Below are 18,138 nucleotides of genomic sequence, written 5' to 3' on the forward strand. Positions count from 1 at the left end.
GTTAATGCTTCTATAGTAAGATTGCTTGGTGCAGAATTAAGCCATACCGAAAAATTTCTTGAACTTCTTAAATGCTCCCGGTTTCCGATCAAGCTGCATTAGCGGCACAGCATCACCTAAAATTCTACGAGCAATATTGCGGTAGGCAATAGCTGCTGACGAATCGGGATTCATAACTGTAGGCTCTCCACTATTTGCGGCCTTAATGACCAGTTCATCATCCGGAACAATTCCGATAAGATCAATATTCAACACCTGTAAAATATCCTCAATATCAAGCATATCCCCAGACTTCACAAGACCTGGGCGAATACGATTTACCACCAGCTTTGGCGATTCCACATGTGACTGCTCAAGCAGTCCGATAATACGATCCGCATCCCGCACAGCAGCATGCTCTGGTGTGGTAACCACGATCGCTTTATCCGCACCGGCAATCGCATTGCGGAAGCCATGTTCAATCCCTGCTGGACAATCAATCAAAATATATTCATATTCCTTCTTCAGTTCGAGAATAATATCTTTTACTTGTTCAGGAGTGACGGACGTTTTATCCTTCGTTTGAGCTGCGGGCAACATATACAACTCATCAAAGCGTTTGTCTTTAACGAGTGCTTGATTTAGGCGACAACGACCCTCCGCTACATCCACAAGATCATAAATAATACGATTCTCAAGCCCCATTACTACATCCAGATTACGCAGTCCAATGTCGGTATCGACGAGACATACTTTTTTACCCTGCAGTGCAAGTGCGGTTCCAATATTGGCTGTTGTGGTTGTTTTACCAACTCCGCCTTTGCCCGAGGTTACGACTATCGCTTCTCCCATGGAGGCTACACCCCTTTAAACACATTTAAATCCTGACGTACTTTGACTAGATTATGAATTTTATCGATTTGCATAGCTCCGTTCGTTAAATATGCAAACTCCATACTGCTTTCTCGGGTTTCCCACTCATCGGGAGGACGACTGATAATATCAGCAATTCGCAGTTGTGTCGGAGACATTAATGAAGCAGCGATAATCGCCTCTTCATTTCCATCTACTCCAGCATGCGCCATACCTCTAAGTGATCCTAGAATATAGATATCGCCTGAACAGGTAATAGTTCCTCCTGGGTTCACATCCCCCAGATATAAAAGATTTCCATCATGGTGCAGCACCTGACCGGAACGAAGAATCCCGCTCATAAGAAACAACGCGTCATTATCCTCACTGCCGGGCACTGGAAGCGCCTCTATGGAACGAATCAGTAGATTTCCCTGTCCCTTCAGAATCTCCAGCACAGCTTCCTTATCTTCCTCAGTTACGGGACGATTGCCCAGTTTAATATCTACATGGACAATCGGTCCAGTCAAAATATTTTGATGGCTGTGCTCCAGCTTATAGCGAAGCTCGCTCAGAAGATCTTCGAAGGGACACTTGTCGTCTAGCAGGAATATCAGGCCATCCTTGATGCCCTTAATCCTTACATGCTTGGATTTTACTGTCATATGCCTGGCCCCCTATCCTCATTCATTCGTGCCGGGCCCCTTAAATTCCTGCTTTATTAAGAAAGAAAATAGAAGCTTCTTTATGCCGCTTCTTCCGTACTCTTCTCTTTCTTGATCAGCTCAAGCTGGCGTCGTAACGGTATGTAGAGGATCAGAGCAATAGCAAAATGAAAGAGCATCGTTGGTAGCATATGATTCAAAATAGCCCAGCTATAAGGCTCCTGATTGAGATTGAATACACTATAAATACCAAATAACACACTATCCTCTAGCAAGCTTCCGAGCAGAATCACAGTCATCATAAGAGGCAGTGGCGCACGCGGAATCTGAAACAGAAGGCCGATTAAATAAGCCGACAGACCCATCGCAAAAGAATGTGCTCCTAGAATTCTGCCATAAAAAACGACATCATGTAATAGTCCGAAAGTTAGGCCCAGTATAAGCGCTGTATGACGATGATGATATACAGCCACGAACAATAGCACAACGAACACTAGATTCGGAATAATTCGCATCTGCCATACATCTGGAATCAGCCAAGGCAGAATGGTTCCCTCCAGAATGAACAAGAGGAACAGTAACAGAACAAGAACAGATCTGCGCATATTCACTATTCAGCACGCTCCTCCGTAAAAACAACAATCAGCTGCTTCCAGTCTTGAAATTCTGCTGAAGGCTTAATCACTGCTGTGGAGGTTAATCCAAATTCACCAACCTCAACGCTTTCAACGGTACCGATGGTCAATCCTCGCGGATACAATCCCCCAATACCAGAAGAAACGATAACATCCTTCGGCGCAATAGGATCACCTGGCGGGATCTTGTTCATCAATAACTTGTTTGTCTTCGGATCATAGCTTTCAATCATACCAAAGGTTTTGCCCTCTTTGTTAATAGCGGTTGCCGCAATTGGCGGCTGAGAATTAGGGTCATTCGTATCCATCATGGTCATCAGCTTCACCGTAGAGGTGAAATTGCTGACTTGACTAATAACACCCACCAAACCATCCACCGAAATCACAGACATATTTGGTCGAACGCCATCTTTAGCACCTAAATCGATTACAATCGTACTATTGCTTGGTTCTGTTGTCTGACTAACCACCTGCGCAATATGATATTGATATTTATACAATTCCTCCTGAGCTTTCGTGAACTTCAACTGTTCCTTTAACTGCTCATTTTCTACCTGAATGAAATTGTATTGCGCTTTATCACGTGCATATTGGGCGGCTAGAATCTTCAGCTGCTCATTTTCCTTAGAAAGATCTTTCAGATTTCCGATATCTTCAAACAAGCCCGCTACATATCCAGCGGGCTTGTAGAACATTTTTTGCACGAAACCAGTAGTATCTCTAAGAAAGTTCTCCGGCCAGGACAAGGAACTCCTTGATGCCAAGCTGAAGCCCATCACCACAATGAACAGCACCAGTGTAATCAACAGAATAAACAGACGTTTATTGCTTAAGAGTTTAAACAGTTTCAACACCCTCTAACAACAGTATTTCTCCCATAACAGGGGTTGACGTACACAAGTGGCAATACATAGGCTTATCTCTTAGAGCGAAGACTGGAACTGCTGCGACTCTTGAACAAATGGATATTATCAAGCGCCTTTCCTGTTCCAATCGCTACACAATCCAAAGGGTTCTCAGCGACAATAACTGGCATTCCAGTTTCACGCGCAAGCAGTTTATCCAAGTTACGAAGCAAGGCGCCTCCACCTGTCAAGACAATCCCGCGATCCATAATATCTGCTGCGAGCTCCGGTGGACATTTTTCCAAAGTTACTTTAACAGCTTCAATAATAGAACTCACTGTATCGGACAATGCTTCACAGATCTCATCAGAAGTAATTGTAAGCGTCTTTGGCAGGCCTGTAACGAGATCGCGTCCGCGAATTTCCATAGTCTCAGCTTTCTCAAGTGGCAAAGCAGAACCTACGTCCATTTTAAGCTGTTCCGAAGTACGTTCACCAATCATCAGATTGTACTGACGTTTGATGTACTGAATGATGGACTCATCCGCTTCATCACCCGCAACACGTACGGAACGACTAGTAACAATACCGCCGAGTGAAATTACAGCAACTTCAGTAGTACCTCCGCCGATATCAACAACCATACTTCCTGTTGGCTCCCATACCGGTAGATCTGCACCAATCGCTGCAGCAAAAGGTTCCTCGATAATGTAAGCTTCGCGAGCACCAGCTTGTCTAGTAGCATCTTCTACGGCACGTTGCTCTACAGCAGTAATGCCGGATGGTACGCAGACCATTACATTAGGGTGACGTTGGAACATAGAACGTTGTTTCTGTGCTTGACGAATAAAATATTTTATCATCGTAGCCGTTGTGTCAAAATCAGCGATAACGCCATCCTTCATCGGACGGATCGCACGAATGTTTCCCGGTGTACGACCGATCATCTTTTTAGCGGATTCACCCACGGCTTCAATCGTCTTAGTGTCAGTGTTAATGGCTACAACGGAAGGCTCTCTTACAACGATCCCCTTACCGCGTACATAGACAAGCGTATTCGCTGTCCCCAAGTCAATTCCTAAATCTTTCGTAAAACTACCCAACATGCTAATTCTCCTTTTCCTAAGTAAATCTTCACATTTATATTACATGTGTCCTTTTTCTTTCAAGCTTACAAAGCTGCTATCACCGATAATTAGATGATCTAACACGTCAATCCCGACAATCTCGCCTGCCTGAAGCAGTCTTGAGGTCAAGGAGATATCCTCAGGACTAGGCGTTGGATCACCACTAGGATGATTATGTGCGCATATGATAGAGGCACTACTACATTTTATAGCTGCTCGGAATACCTCACGAGGATGAACAATCGAAGCATTAAGACTGCCCATAGACAACGTTTCTTGTCCTATCACATGATTCTTCGTATTCAGAAACAAGCAGACAAAATGCTCCTTCTGCAGATAACGCAATTGCTCAGTCAGTATCTCCGCAGCGTCCTCAGGACAACGGATAATGACTGGCATGTTAAACCTGGAGTTCGCAAGGCGCCTTCCAAGTTCGATGCCTGCTTTTAGTTGCACGGCCTTGGCAGGGCCGATACCTTTGATTTCGGTCAGTTCTTCGATGCTAAGGTCAACTAGCCCACGCAGGCCACCGATTTTCCCCAGCATCTGCTGTGCAATATGAATAGCCGATTCACGGCGTGTTCCCGTACGCAGCAGAATGGCTAACAACTCCGCTTGACTTAATGATTCCGCCCCATAATGCATCATGCGCTCTCTTGGTCGTTCTTCATGGGGGAGGTCCCGCAGCATTACTGATTGCGACTCCATCCCTATCCCTCTTTCCCAAGCTTCCTACCGGTTCAATACAGTTATACCGAACTCGGACAGCATTTCGCCAAGAAGCGACAGCGGCAATCCGACAACATTGAAATAACAGCCTTCAATTCGTTCCACCAAGGTGGAGCCAAGCCCTTGTATCGCATAAGAGCCAGCCTTATCAGCGGGCTCTCCCGTAGCAATATAAGCAATAATTTCATCCTCCGTCATTGCTCTCATCGTTACGGAAGTAACACGGTGCTCCACTATAGTCTTTCCATGCGGAAGTCCAATACAGGCTACACCCGTGTATACCTTATGATTCCGGCCCTGAAGTCTGGTAAGCATCGATTTACTGTCCAGCTCGTCCACCGGTTTGCCTAGCACAGTGTTATCTAGTACAACAATCGTATCACTACCAATAATTACTGCGTTACGCTCTCCTGCTGCAGCCACTACAGCCTCTGCTTTTCGCAGAGCCAAACTCCGCACGATTTGCTCCGGCGTAAAGTCCGGTGGTGTGCTTTCGTCAGCTTCGCTGGTAATGACCTCAAAAGGCAAGCCCAGTAAAGACAAAAGCTCTCGTCGACGCGGTGAACCTGAGGCTAAAATAATGTGTTGTGAGTTGTCCACGTTGTAAACGTCCCTTCTTGATCAGTAACGAGAGTTACAGTCTTCGGTACAGCCATACAGCTGTAATAATACCGACGAGACTTAGCATGCACAATTTCAAATGAATAGTGATGTCATAGGTTATAATGTCCAAATCGGCTCGCGGAGACCACTTAAGCACAGTCGATGTTGTTAGAAAAGAAAGAGCCTTTACCGGCTGCAGTAGCTTGGCGATCCAGGCTCCAGCCAGCCAGCCTAGAATTAGAAATAACAGCAGTGTTCCTACATTTTTCTTCTTCATCTCAGTCTTCCCTCGCCATTTTTTGACACCCTAATTATTATACGGTGAAATTGTGATCAATACAAACGTAAAATCCCTTACGGTAATGTTTACCACCATTTGCACTAAAAGTTGCGGAGCGATACCATCCTCCGTATCAATTATAGTTTAAGTTATATAGGGATAATTTCCTCTTTCGCGCCAAAACAGCAAGCCCCCACATCTGGAGGCTTGCTGTCTTTAATGTCAACAATCTATCAGTTAATTCATTGCAGTTAGCAGCTGTTTCTGGCTAGTCAAAAAGCTCAGCATCGATTCTTGCACTTCCCAAAGTAGACCCTGAGCCTTGTTCTTGTTATATTCACTCCAGGCTGATATCCCTTGGCTCATTGATTTCTCTAACGCTGCGCAAATGCTTTTGGCTTCAGGAGATACGCCTTGTTCCAGCACTTTTACTGCTTCACTCCATTGCAGATGGAGATCACTCATAGCGGGGGTATTTGCTGTCGTACTAGTTTGGCCAGCGCTAAGTAAAGAAGCAGATTGACTGCTTAGTTCACTGAGCAGCTGCCCACTCACGGAGAAATAGTTCTTCACTTCCTCTGCATTACCGGTATAGACAAGCTGTTCAGCCCCGGGAAGTGCCACCTCTCTCACATACAGTTCAATACCCTGATTCTTTAGTCCGCTGCTAAGTAGCTTGGCCTGTTCACGGTCGGATGATATTCCAGCATACACACGATTGCCGTCTGCAGGATCCATACCCGCAGCCAATCCTGCAGTTAGCAACTCCTGGCGAGCCTCTTCAGCGCCTGCAGGTGTACTGAATACTCCGTACTGCAGCAGATAATAGCTTTGCGCAGCTACTTGAACTGGGATGGTGTTCTTCCCTGCATTTTCAGTACCCGTCACTGGTAATCCTGATGTACCTACACCTGCCGGATCTTTAGCTCCACTGGACTGCACTGAAGTAGCCGCCATGTCTGCTGTCCCATTTCCAGAGCTGCTGTCCATATTCCCTCCGTAAAAGAAAGAAAGTGCAGCATAACCAAGCAGTACCCCTGTGCCGATGGCTCCCGTAACAGAAAGAGCCAATTTCCACCAATACGAAGGACGTCGAGTATGATAAGAGCCTCCGTAACTGCCAGAGGATACATTCTCTAATTTATCCCTGCTATCCGAAACCATATCTGACAGAAGATACGATTGCTGTGTATATCTAAAATCCTTATCCTGTTCGTCCCATTCTTCCTGGCGTGGATCTACAGTACCCGAGTAATAGTCATAGGAATCTTCCGGTGGTGCCTCATGCGTGGAACGAAAATCAGGCTCATAAAGCCATGTTTGCTGTGCTGGACCTACCTCTTGACGCAGTCCCTCAGCGTACTCTTCAGCTGTCCCCAATCCGCCATTTGACCAGCGCTCCACCACTTTAGGCTTTGGTTTAGGCTCGTCCTTGTTCACGTCAAATCGGAATGTCATTCTTCCGTTATTCAACAGTTACACCTCACCTCATCTAATCTATAAGTAAATATATGATAGACAATAGAGAGATATGCTATTTTTAAGCCATAGGAATTATGAAAGATTATGCAGATTCAGTTTACATTACATGTACCTTTTATATACTATATAAAAAGAGCTAAAAGTGTACACTATACTAGGTAAGCTAGAAATGATGCTTTAGTTCACTACTGATTAGGAGGGCTTCTTCTGAAACAAAAAATTCAAGCAGCTATTGTAGGCTACGGAAATTTAGGAAAAGGTGTACGTAAGGCTATCAACCAAAGTGAAGATATCGAGCTAGTTGCGATCTTTACGCGCAGAGAACCTGGACAACTGGAAGCCGGAGAAGCCGGTGTGAAGTTCGAACACATCTCTGCCGTCGAACAATATAAGGGTAAAGTGGATGTTATGATTCTATGCGGAGGATCGGCTACCGATCTGCCAGAACAAACACCAGCCATTGCCCGGATGTTTAATACCGTGGACAGCTTTGATACTCATGCCAAAATCCCCGAGTTCTACGAGACCGTTGACGCCGCAGCTAAACAAGGTGGAACACTCAGCGTAATTTCTACTGGTTGGGATCCAGGCTTATTCTCAATGAATCGTCTGCTCGCTGAAGCTATTCTTCCACAAGGTAAAGAATACACCTTCTGGGGCAAAGGCGTTAGCCAAGGCCACTCCGATGCGATCCGCAGAGTAGATGGAGTTAAAGCTGGTGTACAATATACCGTTCCAGTACAAGAGGTTATTGAGGCCATTCGCGCTGGTGAAACACCAGAGCTTACCACTCGCCAAAAACACCTTAGAGAGTGTTTTGTAGTGGCTGAGGCAGGGGCAGATCAAGAACGCATTCGTGCAGAAATCGTGAATATGCCGAACTATTTTGCAGATTATGATACTACGGTTACTTTCATCACTGAAGAAGAATTGGCAGCTCAGCATAGCGGAATTCCGCACGGCGGGTTTGTTATTCGCAGTGGTGTAACAGGGGAAGGTACGAAGCAGATTGTTGAATTCGGCCTGAAGCTGGAGAGCAATCCAGAATTTACAGCTAGTGTTCTCGTGGCCTATGCCAGAGCCGCTCAGCGTATGAGTCAAGAAGGACAGAGTGGAGCGCGTACAGTATTCGATATTCCACTTGGAATGTTGTCTCCGAAATCTCCAGAAGAATTACGCCGCAACCTGCTGTAAAATCATACAAAAATGAAAAAACCGCGTAGGACCTTAAAACGTCCTCGCGGTTTTTTTAAATACTGTAGGCAGAGCCTTCTCGGGCGTACCATTTACACAAGACTAAGAATCTTATTCTTCACATAATTCACTTCGTAATCCTTCAACAATGTGCGATGCGCCCGATCAGCAATAATCGTTGCCATCTCAGGATTCTTTAACAACGTTATTACGCTAGCAACAACATCAACTGAGGTATTAGCAAGCAAAATATTACGGTTATGCTCACAGTTCAATCGCTCGCATACTATAGAACTTGTAACCACCGGCGTTTTGAGTGCCCATGATTCCAGAATATTTCTGGAGACTTCACAACCTTCAAGGATAGGCACAAGAACCGCTTTAGCACGACGTATATAATCAGCAGACGGTTTCAAAGGTCCGGTGATAATAACTGATACATCATCCTTTACAAGCGACAATACATCCGTATGAACCTCATGACTGGTGATGTAACACTTGATATCAGGCACTTGTTCTTTAATCAAAGGGTAGCTTTTCTTAAAGAAGTTTTGGGCAGCCTTAATCCCCTGTCTGGTGTTCATATTCCAGTGCAGAACCATTGAATTTTCTTTTGCAACAGGCTCAGTAAAAGCGTCGTATTCATTCATTTTTATGAAATGAGGAACAACATGAACTTTACGGGCATCCGCAAAGGATAGAGATTTGAATGAAAGGGCATCCCATTCCGAGGTTGCCAAGAGTACACCCGTTTTATTCATTAGTCTCCGCTTATTCCGCCGAACCAAAGCCTCATTTAGTTTATAATAAGGATTACTGCTGCTCGGCTTCCCAATTTCTTTTCCAACGGCAAGCCCGCTCTCAAAACGATACGTATCTGTAATAACACTGGCCTCAGGAAGCAGATTACGAACCATATCAATGCAATTTCCCAGCAAGCTATGCGATATAAATACATGTCTGTAATTATTCGATCTACAAAGCTCCACGATGGTACTCTTCATGTCTTTCTCCGCATGACTCCGATTAGTGAAATTCCGTAATATATGTAAGGGACGCAGCATAGATCTCCACGAGGTAATGCACCCGTTAATGTAATGAACCGTTAGTGCAGTTCCATCATTTGTAGACATATCCTTGTGCGTACTGGCATACGTCAGCAAATCAATATCAAATTTCCCTAGCAAAATCTCGAGAATACTCCCTGTTCTCATTTCTCCTTCTAGATCCTCTGCGCTTTGATTCTGTGCTGAAAGGAACAGCATTCTTTCTCGCATGACTCTGGCTCCTTGAATTTTTTATATAAATCCTCTCTACTTATCACTGCAACTTTAGATGCAGTTCAATAGTAACTCATTTCACATAAAATTTTTGTCGATTTATAGGGAAACCTTTAAAATTTTTATATATTTTCATGCTTTATTCGAAAATCATTGCGATAAACCTATATATATCGCTATTTTTTTGAAGATTCAAGCAAAAAAACTACTTTTCCAGTAATACACGAACATGAATTTTCTATTCCAAAATTTTATATTCGTTAGGTATTCTGAACTATTCCCTATGCAAACAAAAAAGTGTCTTCCTCATCTAATGACGAAAGGAAGACACTTTTATATTTCATAGCTTCTAACAACGCAGTTCCGACCCTTTTTCTTAGCTTGATACAATGCATTATCACAAAGTTTGTAGAGATTATTTAGAGAAAAACGTTCACCCGATTCTATCGTAATGACTCCAATACTTATCGTGTAGTGCAGCGGTACGCCATGAATCATTGAACCTATAACAGCTGTGCGCATTCCTTCAGCAATAACATCACTACTCTTCTCATCGGCTCTGTGCAGGAGCACTGCGAACTCTTCTCCCCCAAATCTTCCGATCAGATCACCATGACCAAGCTGTTGCTCTATTTTAGACGCCAAATCAGTTAGTACTTGGTCACCTGTATTATGGCCGTAATTATCATTTATGCTCTTAAAGTGATCGACATCCAGCAGTAAAAAAGAATAGGGCAGTTTCTTCATCGCTGAAGCAGCTATTAAAGGCCGAGCTCGCAAAACGAACGACCTGCGATTCAAAATACCGGTCAACTCATCATAAGTTGCTACCCGCTCCATTTCTGCAAAGGAATCTTCTCTATAAAGCAGCATAATTCCCGCGGTTCCTAGAAACATATACAAATAAATCCCGAGATAAAAAAACAAATAAAGAAATTGTGCAACTTGTGTATTGATTCCTAATACGGAATACAGCGGTTCTAAGGCTCTCCCCGCCAACGACAAGATGACAAGACAATATAGCAGTCCCATTATTATTTGTAGCGAAGTCTCCATGACCTTCAGACATAGTATATAAGCAGGATAGGCTATAATCAGAACTCCAGCCAGACAAGCGACTGGAATAACGAGAGGATCCTTTGGCATCAACAAATACATAAGCACCACAACTAGAATGGATACTCCGAATAATATAGAATAATATCTCTCCACTTTGCTCCCGAATACTCTGAGAAGCATTAGAAGCGCCAAGCTTTCGAGCGTGCCTCCAGCCAAAGCAAGAAGTGCTATGATCGGTAGACTAAGTGGTGTATCTATAAAATCCTTCAGTAATAAGAGGATCAAGGCTGCTAGTTGCAAATATTTTGCTGTGATAAACAATGAAGAAGTCTGTTCCTGCGGATAACGCAAACGATACACCACGATAAGCAGCACCGTGAACGATTGCCACAAAAAGAGACACACCAGCAGTGTCTGGAGATCCAGATGCATATAAGTGAAGTTCACCTCCCCTAGTATTCCTGACTCTCAGTATACATATCGGTATCTGATGACTCTATTTCTTCCCTCTTGTTTGGCCTGATATAATGCCTTGTCGCTTAGCTTGTACAACTTATTTATCGAAATCTCCTGATCTGGCATGATCGTAATTACACCTATACTAACTGTGTACCCCTGTTGAACCTTATTAGTGGAAGTATTCATTATCGCCTCACGAAGCGCTTCAGCTTTCTGGTCGCAGCTCTGCTCATCTACCCCACAGAGTATGACTGCGAATTCCTCGCCCCCTAGTCTGCCAAACAAATCGCCATTTCCGAGATTATCTTTAATCGTCGATGCGAACTCTTCCAGCACAATGTCACCGGTATCATGACCATAAGTATCGTTGACCTGTTTAAAATAATCCAAATCCAATAGCAAAAATGAGAAGTACTCCTGCGCTCGAAATGCCTTTTCAAGCTTTATCTCCGCTTCCTGAAGAAATGCTCCACGGTTTAGGATCCCCGTCAAATCATCATAACTGGCTATTCTTTTTAGTTTGACGAAGGAATGCTCATTTGAGAGAAGAATATAACCGGCAGCCCCTACGATAAATAATAAATACATCCCCAAATAATACAAATATTGCGTGAGATTTGTTGAGAACACATTCATCTCGGGCTCCCAAATCAATGCAACAAGCGCCCGCATCAGCATAATCGCTGCAAATACATAAAATAATACGCCTAATATTTTTTGAAGAGGGGTAGCCTTTTTATTCACAGTTAGATGATAAGCTGGATAAACTATAAATAGTATAGACCAAAGTGAAGTACAAGCGATGCGCAAGTTGGAATGATTAAAAAATAATGCGATGATACTAAAACTAATTATGCTCAATACCGAAAGGATGATGTAATATCGCTTTATTTTTGGCCCCAGTACTCCCATCATCAGCAGTAACGCTGTAATTTCTAGACAGCACCCTCCAAGGATCAGAGCATTGCTAAGCGGAATGGACAACGCATGAGGGAGATAATCCCATAATAAAATCGAACACCAAAAGAGTAGCTGCACTTCCTTTGATCGGATGAACAAGGTGGAGGCTGTATCTTTAACAGCGGTACTTCGATAATTGGTTATAAGCAGTAATATAAATAAATTTCCGAAAATAAACAAATAAATCAGTGTTCTAATTTCAAGCAGGGAGCTCATACGTCACCACCTATGCGAAAATATCCCCACAAAGTGCGGCTTTGCTTCGATGCGTACTCGGGTACTTTGTGGGGATCCCAAATATACGTTGAAAAATCGATCCTCTTCTGACAGCACTATAGCACTTTATAACTATATCAGTAAATACGTTAACAATACCAAAAAAACACTTCCCTCTAAACTCCCTTCAGATAAACACAAGGATTATCTGAACGAAATTTTGGGGAAGTGCTATTGAATAGAGAATATAAATATCCTCGAATTAGCCTCAATTTGTAAACTTAATGCTTCTTCTTCAACCCGTCTGCCAGTGCGTATCCGACCTTCCAGATATCGCCTGCGCCCATCGTAATCACCAGATCACCTGGAGCAATACGAGGTGTCAGATCAGCTAGAACATCTTCTTTGGTTGGCAGATGTCTCGCGCCCGCATTACTGTTCTTAACGATTAGCTCAACCAGCTTCGCAGAAGTAACACCTTCGATCTGTTTCTCTCCAGCCGGAGAGTAAATATCGGTGATGATGACTTCGTCGGCTTCGCTAAAGGCACGGCTGAAAGCATCTAACAGGAAGAAAGTACGTGTATAGCGCTGAGGCTGGAATACCGCAATAATCCGTTTTCCTGTTGCCTTGGCAGCACTGATCGTTGCCTGAATCTCTGTAGGATGATGCGCATAATCATCAATGACCAGAATGTCATTGACTTCTCCGAGCACTTGAAAACGGCGCTTCGCACCATGGAATTTCACAATCGCTTCAGCGATTTTCTCGAAAGAAATCCCTGATTTCAAACAAGCGATTACCGCTGCCATTGAATTATAAAGATTGTACTGTCCGGGAACAGAGAGTTCAATCCGTCCAAGCACTTCTCCATTATGATTCATCGTGTACGATACCTGACGATCGCCTAGAACGATATCAGTGGCAATATAATCTGCAGTGTTCGACTTGATGCCATAAGTAATCACCTTACCTGTTACTTCGGGTAAAAGAGAGATCACATTCTCGTCATCAGCGCATACTATAGCAGTTCCATCTTCGCGCGTTTGGTTCATGAACTGCACGTATGCAGCTTTAAGACGGTTAAAGTCTCCGTCGTAATTTTCCAAGTGATCCGCTTCAACATTCGTAACGATCCCAAGCCAAGGGTGATAGTGCAGGAAAGAGCCATCACTCTCATCCGCTTCCGCTACTACAAACTCACCTTGTCCCGCCTTTGCATTCGTACCTACATTCATAATCTCTCCACCGATAATATACGTTGGATCAACGTCGCACTCTTCCATCACAAGTGCAATCATGGAGGATGTGGTAGTTTTCCCGTGTGCTCCAGCAACGGCTACCCCTTTACGTTCATTCAATAAACGGGCTAACATTTGCGAACGATGCAGAATTGGAATCTTAAGACGCTCAGCTTCCACCCATTCCACATTATCACTAGACAAAGCCGTAGAGTATACGACTAGATCCGCACCTTTTACTTGTTCTGCTGTATGCCCGATATAAATCTTGGCACCTTTAGCAATCAATTTATCCGTTAATTCTTGGGCAGCCACATCGGAGCCCGTAACTGTATATCCCATTTCTAGCATTACCCGGGCAATCGCGCTCATTCCGTAGCCGCCGATCCCTATAAAATGCACACGTTCAGTAGTATCCAACAGTCGTCACCAGCCTTTTTCAGTATCGGGTTGCTGCAAAAGTGTACCGCGTACGTCAGAGATTAAATACAGCGTACCAGATACGACGGCAAGGTCATCCTCCGCTGTAATCGACTTCAGTAGCTGCAGCGCTTTTCCCCAATTATGTTCTACTATGATCGCCAAGTTTTCCTTGGCATATTTCTCCCGCAGACTTTCTGCGATAACTTGCAGATTCTCCGCGTCCATTTTGTTCTGGAAATCCGGTTCGGTCAGGATGAGCGTATCCACTATAGGCAGTATATGCTTAAAGTAGGATTCATGATGCTTATTTGACAGCATTCCCATAAGTAAATTTAATTTACCGTATTGATAGAGCTGAGGCAGACTTTTTGCAAGACTCTCCGCACCTTCCGGATTATGTGCTCCGTCCAGTACAATCCTTGGAGACTTGCTTACCTCTTCCAGCCTTCCAGCCCAGAATGCGTGGCGCAAACCTTCAAGCACATCTTCATCCTCAAGCATAAAGGCCATATACTGACGCAGAACCTCAAGTACCATCATGGCAGCTGCCGCATTGCTAATCTGATGCTCGCCTTTCATTACGATCCCAAGTTCAAGCGAACGAAAGGGACCCTTAAAATGAAAAGTCTGCACATCCTCACGGATTTCATTAGCCTCATAGCTAAAATCTTCTCCGGCAAGATAAAGAGTAGAGCGGCAAGCCGCTGCTTTCTCTTTCAGAACCGCTACGACTTCCGGCTGAGTTACGCAGCTAACAACAGGTACGCCCGTCTTAATAATTCCGGCTTTCTCCATTGCAATCTTCTCTAGCGTATCTCCCAAAATATCCATGTGATCATGACCAACATTAGTAATCACAGAAACAATCGGAGTCACGATGTTCGTTACATCCAGCCTTCCCCCAAGCCCGGTCTCCCATACGACAACATCAGGACAAGAGACGCCCGCAAAAAATAGAATGGCCACAGCTGTAGTTACCTCGAACATCGTAGGTGAGCCAAACTCCGTTTCCGAAATTTCTTGGACTAGTGGACGTAATTGGTTAACCAGCTCGACAAGCGTTTCTTCAGAGATGTCCGTATTATTATATTGGAACCTGTTCGTGAACTTTGTAATATACGGAGATGTAAAGGTGCCTACTGAATAGCCGCTTTGTATAAGTGCACTAGTCAAAAAAGCACAAGTTGAACCTTTGCCGTTCGTACCCGCCACATGAATAAACTTCAGCCGACGGTGCGGATTTCCCAGCTTGTCCATCAACATCTCGATTCTATCTAAACCTGGCCGTATCCCAAAAGGGATTAGGCTCTTGATCCAATCAACCGCTTCGGTGTATGTCGCAAGAGGGGCGGTACTTCCGCCCCGATTTAGGTCATCCATGTCTCTTATCCTCTCAGCTCTGCGATGCGGGCAAGTACTTTCTCACGTTTAGCAGAATAATCTGCCTGCTTCGCCCGTTCCTCTTCGATAACTTTAGCAGGAGCTTTGGCCACGAAGCCTTGATTGCTCAGCTTTTTCTCTACGCGTTCTACTTCGCTGTTCAGCGTCTGCACTTCTTTTTCCAGACGAGCGATTTCTTGTTCAATATCAATGAGTCCCGACAATGGCAGAAGCAGTTCTGCTCCTGTTACTACAGCGGACATTACCTTATCCGGCGTTTCTGGATTCAGGCCAGCTTCGAAGGAAGACGTATTACAGAAGCGTCCAATGTAGTTGTCGTTACGGGTGATAATACTCAGCGTCTCTTCATTACCCGCTTTGATGATCAATTCAACCTTTTTGCTCATCGGTACATTCACTTCAGCCCGGATATTACGAACGGCCCGGATTACATCCATCAGCAGGTTCATTTCCGCTACGGCTTGCGGATTCTCCAGAGCAGCATCATACTCCGGCCATGCAGCCAGCGTAATCGTCTCCCCTTCATGCGGAAGGTGCTGCCAAATTTCTTCCGAAATAAACGGCATAAACGGATGAATCAAGCGCATTGTGCGGTCTAGTACATAGGCAAGTACAGACTGTGTCTTCGCTTTGGCCGCGGCGTCTGATCCGTAAAGTGACAGCTTCGCGAACTCAATATACCAGTCACATAGATCGTCCCAAATGAAGTTGTACAGCTGGCGACCGGTCTCACCGAACTCGTACGAGTCAATTAGACGCGTAATCTCACGAGAAGTTTCGTTCAGACGGTGCAAAATCCAGCGATCAGCAGTACTTAGCTCACCCGAAATGTCAATATTTTCAAAGCTTACGCCTTCCAAATTCATCAACGCGAAGCGTGATGCATTCCAGATCTTATTGGCGAAATTACGCGCCTGCTCAACCTTTTCCCAACGGAAGCGTAGATCCTGTCCAGCTGTACTTCCGGTAGAAATCATGTAACGCATTGCATCTGCGCCATACTTCTCGATTACTTCAAGGGGGTCTACGCCATTCCCGAGTGATTTGGACATTTTTTGACCTTCGGAATCCCGTACCAAACCATGCATCAATACATCTGAGAAAGGTTTTTCTCCGGTAAATTCAAGAGCTGAGAAGATCATCCGCGCTACCCAGAAATAAATAATATCGTAGCCTGTTACGAGCACATCGTTCGGATAATAGCGTTTGAAATCTGCACTGTTCTCATCTGGCCATCCTAGTGTGGCAAAAGGCCACAGATTAGAGCTAAACCAGGTATCCAGTACATCTTCGTCCTGTTTCAAGTCGGTTAGACCACTGATCCGGCGCGCTTCTTCCTCGTCATTTGCCACAACCAATTCACCAGTAGACTCGGAATACCATGCTGGAATACGATGTCCCCACCACAGCTGACGGGAAATACACCAATCACGTACGTTCTCGATCCAGTTCAGGTAAGTTCTCTCGAAACGGTCCGGTACAAAGTTAACCCCGTTCCCATCCTTCTGTGCATTGATGGCAGCTTCAGCCAGTGGCTGCATCTTTACAAACCATTGTGTGGACAAGTACGGCTCAACAACCGCTCCAGAGCGTTCACTGTGTCCTACTTGATGCACATGATCTTCGATATTGATCAGCACACCTTGCTCCTTCAGGTCAGCAGTGATAGCCTTACGACATACACTCCGGTCTTGACCTTGGTAAGGTCCTGCTTCTTCATTCATCGTACCGCTCTCATCCATTACGTTAATCTGCGGTAAGTTGTGACGTTGACCCATCTCGAAGTCATTCGGGTCATGAGCTGGTGTAATCTTAACCGCACCACTACCAAACTCTTTGTCTACATAATCATCAGCGATAATCGGAATCTCACGACCGATAATCGGCAGGATCAATGTTTTGCCGATCAGATCTTTATAACGATCGTCTTCCGGATGAACAGCAACCGCTGTATCACCCAGCATTGTCTCCGGACGCGTGGTCGCTACTGTAATAAATCCGCTACCGTCTTTGAGTGGGTAACGCAAATGATACAAGTGACCATTAACTTCTTTATATTCAACCTCGATATCCGACAATGCTGTACGAGCCGCCGGGTCCCAGTTGATAATGCGTTTGCCGCGGTAGATCAAGCCTTTATTATAGAGCTTAACGAATACTTCGCGTACAGCTTTCGACAACCCTTCATCCAGGGTAAACCGTTCGCGGGAATAGTCAAGGGAAAGCCCCATCTTAGCCCACTGCTCATGAATGGTGTTCGCATATTTATCTTTCCACTCCCACACCTGCTCCAGGAACTTCTCACGGCCGAGATCATGTCTAGAAATTCCCTGCTCACGCAGCTTTTGCTCTACCTTTGTCTGCGTTGCGATACCGGCATGGTCCGTACCTGGCAACCACAACGTGTCGAAGCCTTGCATCCGTTTTGTACGAATCAGGATATCCTGAAGCGTAAAATCAAGCGCATGACCAATGTGCAGCATTCCCGTTACGTTTGGCGGCGGGATTACAATACTGTATGCTTTTGCATCTGGACGCCCACCTGCACGGAAATATCCACCCTCTGTCCAATAGGAATACCACTTGGTTTCTGCCGATTTCGGATCATACGTGGTTGGCATTTCATTCTTAGAATCATTTGCAGCGGCAGCATCTGCCGCTGTATCTTGCAAGTTCGGCAACTCTGCCGCTGTTAGATTGTTTTGGTC

The 18,138-nt window shown here is 44.7% G+C and carries 16 protein-coding genes; 1 reads left to right on the forward strand and 15 read right to left on the reverse strand.

All coding sequences use genetic code 11. The features are described from left to right. Positions 1-36: 36 nt before the first annotated feature. From minD to MKX41_RS18460, 9 genes are all read right to left on the reverse strand, one after another. On the reverse strand, positions 37-831 hold the full coding sequence (gene minD, locus MKX41_RS18420) for a septum site-determining protein MinD (RefSeq protein WP_042130573.1): 795 nt from the start codon (positions 829-831) through the stop codon (positions 37-39). A 5-nt stretch (positions 832-836) separates the two neighbouring features. After that, positions 837-1,496: a septum site-determining protein MinC gene (gene minC, locus MKX41_RS18425; protein ID WP_042191171.1), complete on the reverse strand. Its 660-nt coding sequence runs from the start codon at positions 1,494-1,496 to the stop codon at positions 837-839. An 80-nt stretch (positions 1,497-1,576) separates the two neighbouring features. Further along, positions 1,577-2,107 carry a rod shape-determining protein MreD gene (gene mreD, locus MKX41_RS18430; RefSeq protein WP_081383060.1) on the reverse strand — a complete coding sequence of 177 codons (531 nt, stop codon included), beginning with the start codon at positions 2,105-2,107 and terminating at the stop codon, positions 1,577-1,579. Further along, on the reverse strand, positions 2,107-2,985 hold the full coding sequence (gene mreC, locus MKX41_RS18435) for a rod shape-determining protein MreC (protein ID WP_042191173.1): 879 nt from the start codon (positions 2,983-2,985) through the stop codon (positions 2,107-2,109). The genes mreD and mreC overlap by 1 nt, the downstream gene beginning before the upstream one ends. Positions 2,986-3,047: 62 nt before the next feature. Continuing rightward, a complete protein-coding gene (locus MKX41_RS18440; protein WP_042191174.1) occupies positions 3,048-4,082 on the reverse strand; it encodes a rod shape-determining protein in 1,035 nt (344 codons plus the stop codon). Positions 4,083-4,121: 39 nt separating this feature from the next. Next, on the reverse strand, positions 4,122-4,811 hold the full coding sequence (gene radC / locus MKX41_RS18445; protein WP_042191176.1) for a RadC family protein: 690 nt from the start codon (positions 4,809-4,811) through the stop codon (positions 4,122-4,124). A gap of 24 nt (positions 4,812-4,835) precedes the next feature. After that, positions 4,836-5,432 carry a Maf family protein gene (locus MKX41_RS18450; protein ID WP_149645995.1) on the reverse strand — a complete coding sequence of 199 codons (597 nt, stop codon included), beginning with the start codon at positions 5,430-5,432 and terminating at the stop codon, positions 4,836-4,838. Between the two features lie 34 nt (positions 5,433-5,466). Then, entirely contained in the window at positions 5,467-5,712 is a 246-nt protein-coding gene (locus MKX41_RS18455) for a DUF4321 domain-containing protein (RefSeq protein ID WP_042191180.1), read from the reverse strand. A gap of 240 nt (positions 5,713-5,952) precedes the next feature. Then, on the reverse strand, positions 5,953-7,188 hold the full coding sequence (locus tag MKX41_RS18460; protein ID WP_340972451.1) for an SPOR domain-containing protein: 1,236 nt from the start codon (positions 7,186-7,188) through the stop codon (positions 5,953-5,955). Positions 7,189-7,404: 216 nt separating this feature from the next. Between MKX41_RS18460 and MKX41_RS18465 the strand changes: the two genes are divergently transcribed. After that, a complete protein-coding gene (locus MKX41_RS18465; RefSeq protein WP_076286493.1) occupies positions 7,405-8,391 on the forward strand; it encodes a diaminopimelate dehydrogenase in 987 nt (328 codons plus the stop codon). Positions 8,392-8,483: 92 nt separating this feature from the next. Here MKX41_RS18465 and MKX41_RS18470 read toward each other — a convergent pair whose 3' ends face one another. The 6 genes from MKX41_RS18470 to MKX41_RS18495 all read right to left on the reverse strand — a co-directional run bounded on the left by MKX41_RS18470 (position 8,484) and on the right by MKX41_RS18495 (position 18,051). Beyond that, positions 8,484-9,668 carry a glycosyltransferase gene (locus MKX41_RS18470; RefSeq protein WP_340972454.1) on the reverse strand — a complete coding sequence of 395 codons (1,185 nt, stop codon included), beginning with the start codon at positions 9,666-9,668 and terminating at the stop codon, positions 8,484-8,486. A gap of 336 nt (positions 9,669-10,004) precedes the next feature. Then, positions 10,005-11,162 (reverse strand): GGDEF domain-containing protein, encoded by a 1,158-nt coding sequence (locus MKX41_RS18475; RefSeq protein WP_340972457.1) that lies wholly within the window; start codon positions 11,160-11,162, stop codon positions 10,005-10,007. Between the two features lie 36 nt (positions 11,163-11,198). Then, positions 11,199-12,365 carry a GGDEF domain-containing protein gene (locus tag MKX41_RS18480; protein WP_076286490.1) on the reverse strand — a complete coding sequence of 389 codons (1,167 nt, stop codon included), beginning with the start codon at positions 12,363-12,365 and terminating at the stop codon, positions 11,199-11,201. Positions 12,366-12,646: 281 nt separating this feature from the next. Further along, positions 12,647-14,026 (reverse strand): UDP-N-acetylmuramate--L-alanine ligase, encoded by a 1,380-nt coding sequence (gene murC, locus MKX41_RS18485; protein WP_042191191.1) that lies wholly within the window; start codon positions 14,024-14,026, stop codon positions 12,647-12,649. A gap of 6 nt (positions 14,027-14,032) precedes the next feature. Next, positions 14,033-15,409 (reverse strand): bifunctional folylpolyglutamate synthase/dihydrofolate synthase, encoded by a 1,377-nt coding sequence (locus MKX41_RS18490; RefSeq protein WP_042191194.1) that lies wholly within the window; start codon positions 15,407-15,409, stop codon positions 14,033-14,035. 5 nt (positions 15,410-15,414) lie between these two features. Further along, positions 15,415-18,051: a valine--tRNA ligase gene (locus tag MKX41_RS18495; RefSeq protein WP_076286506.1), complete on the reverse strand. Its 2,637-nt coding sequence runs from the start codon at positions 18,049-18,051 to the stop codon at positions 15,415-15,417. Between the last annotated feature and the right edge of the window lie 87 nt (positions 18,052-18,138).

This window comes from Paenibacillus sp. FSL R5-0475, assembly GCF_038004585.1.
Classification (GTDB): Bacteria; Bacillota; Bacilli; order Paenibacillales; family Paenibacillaceae; genus Paenibacillus_AQ.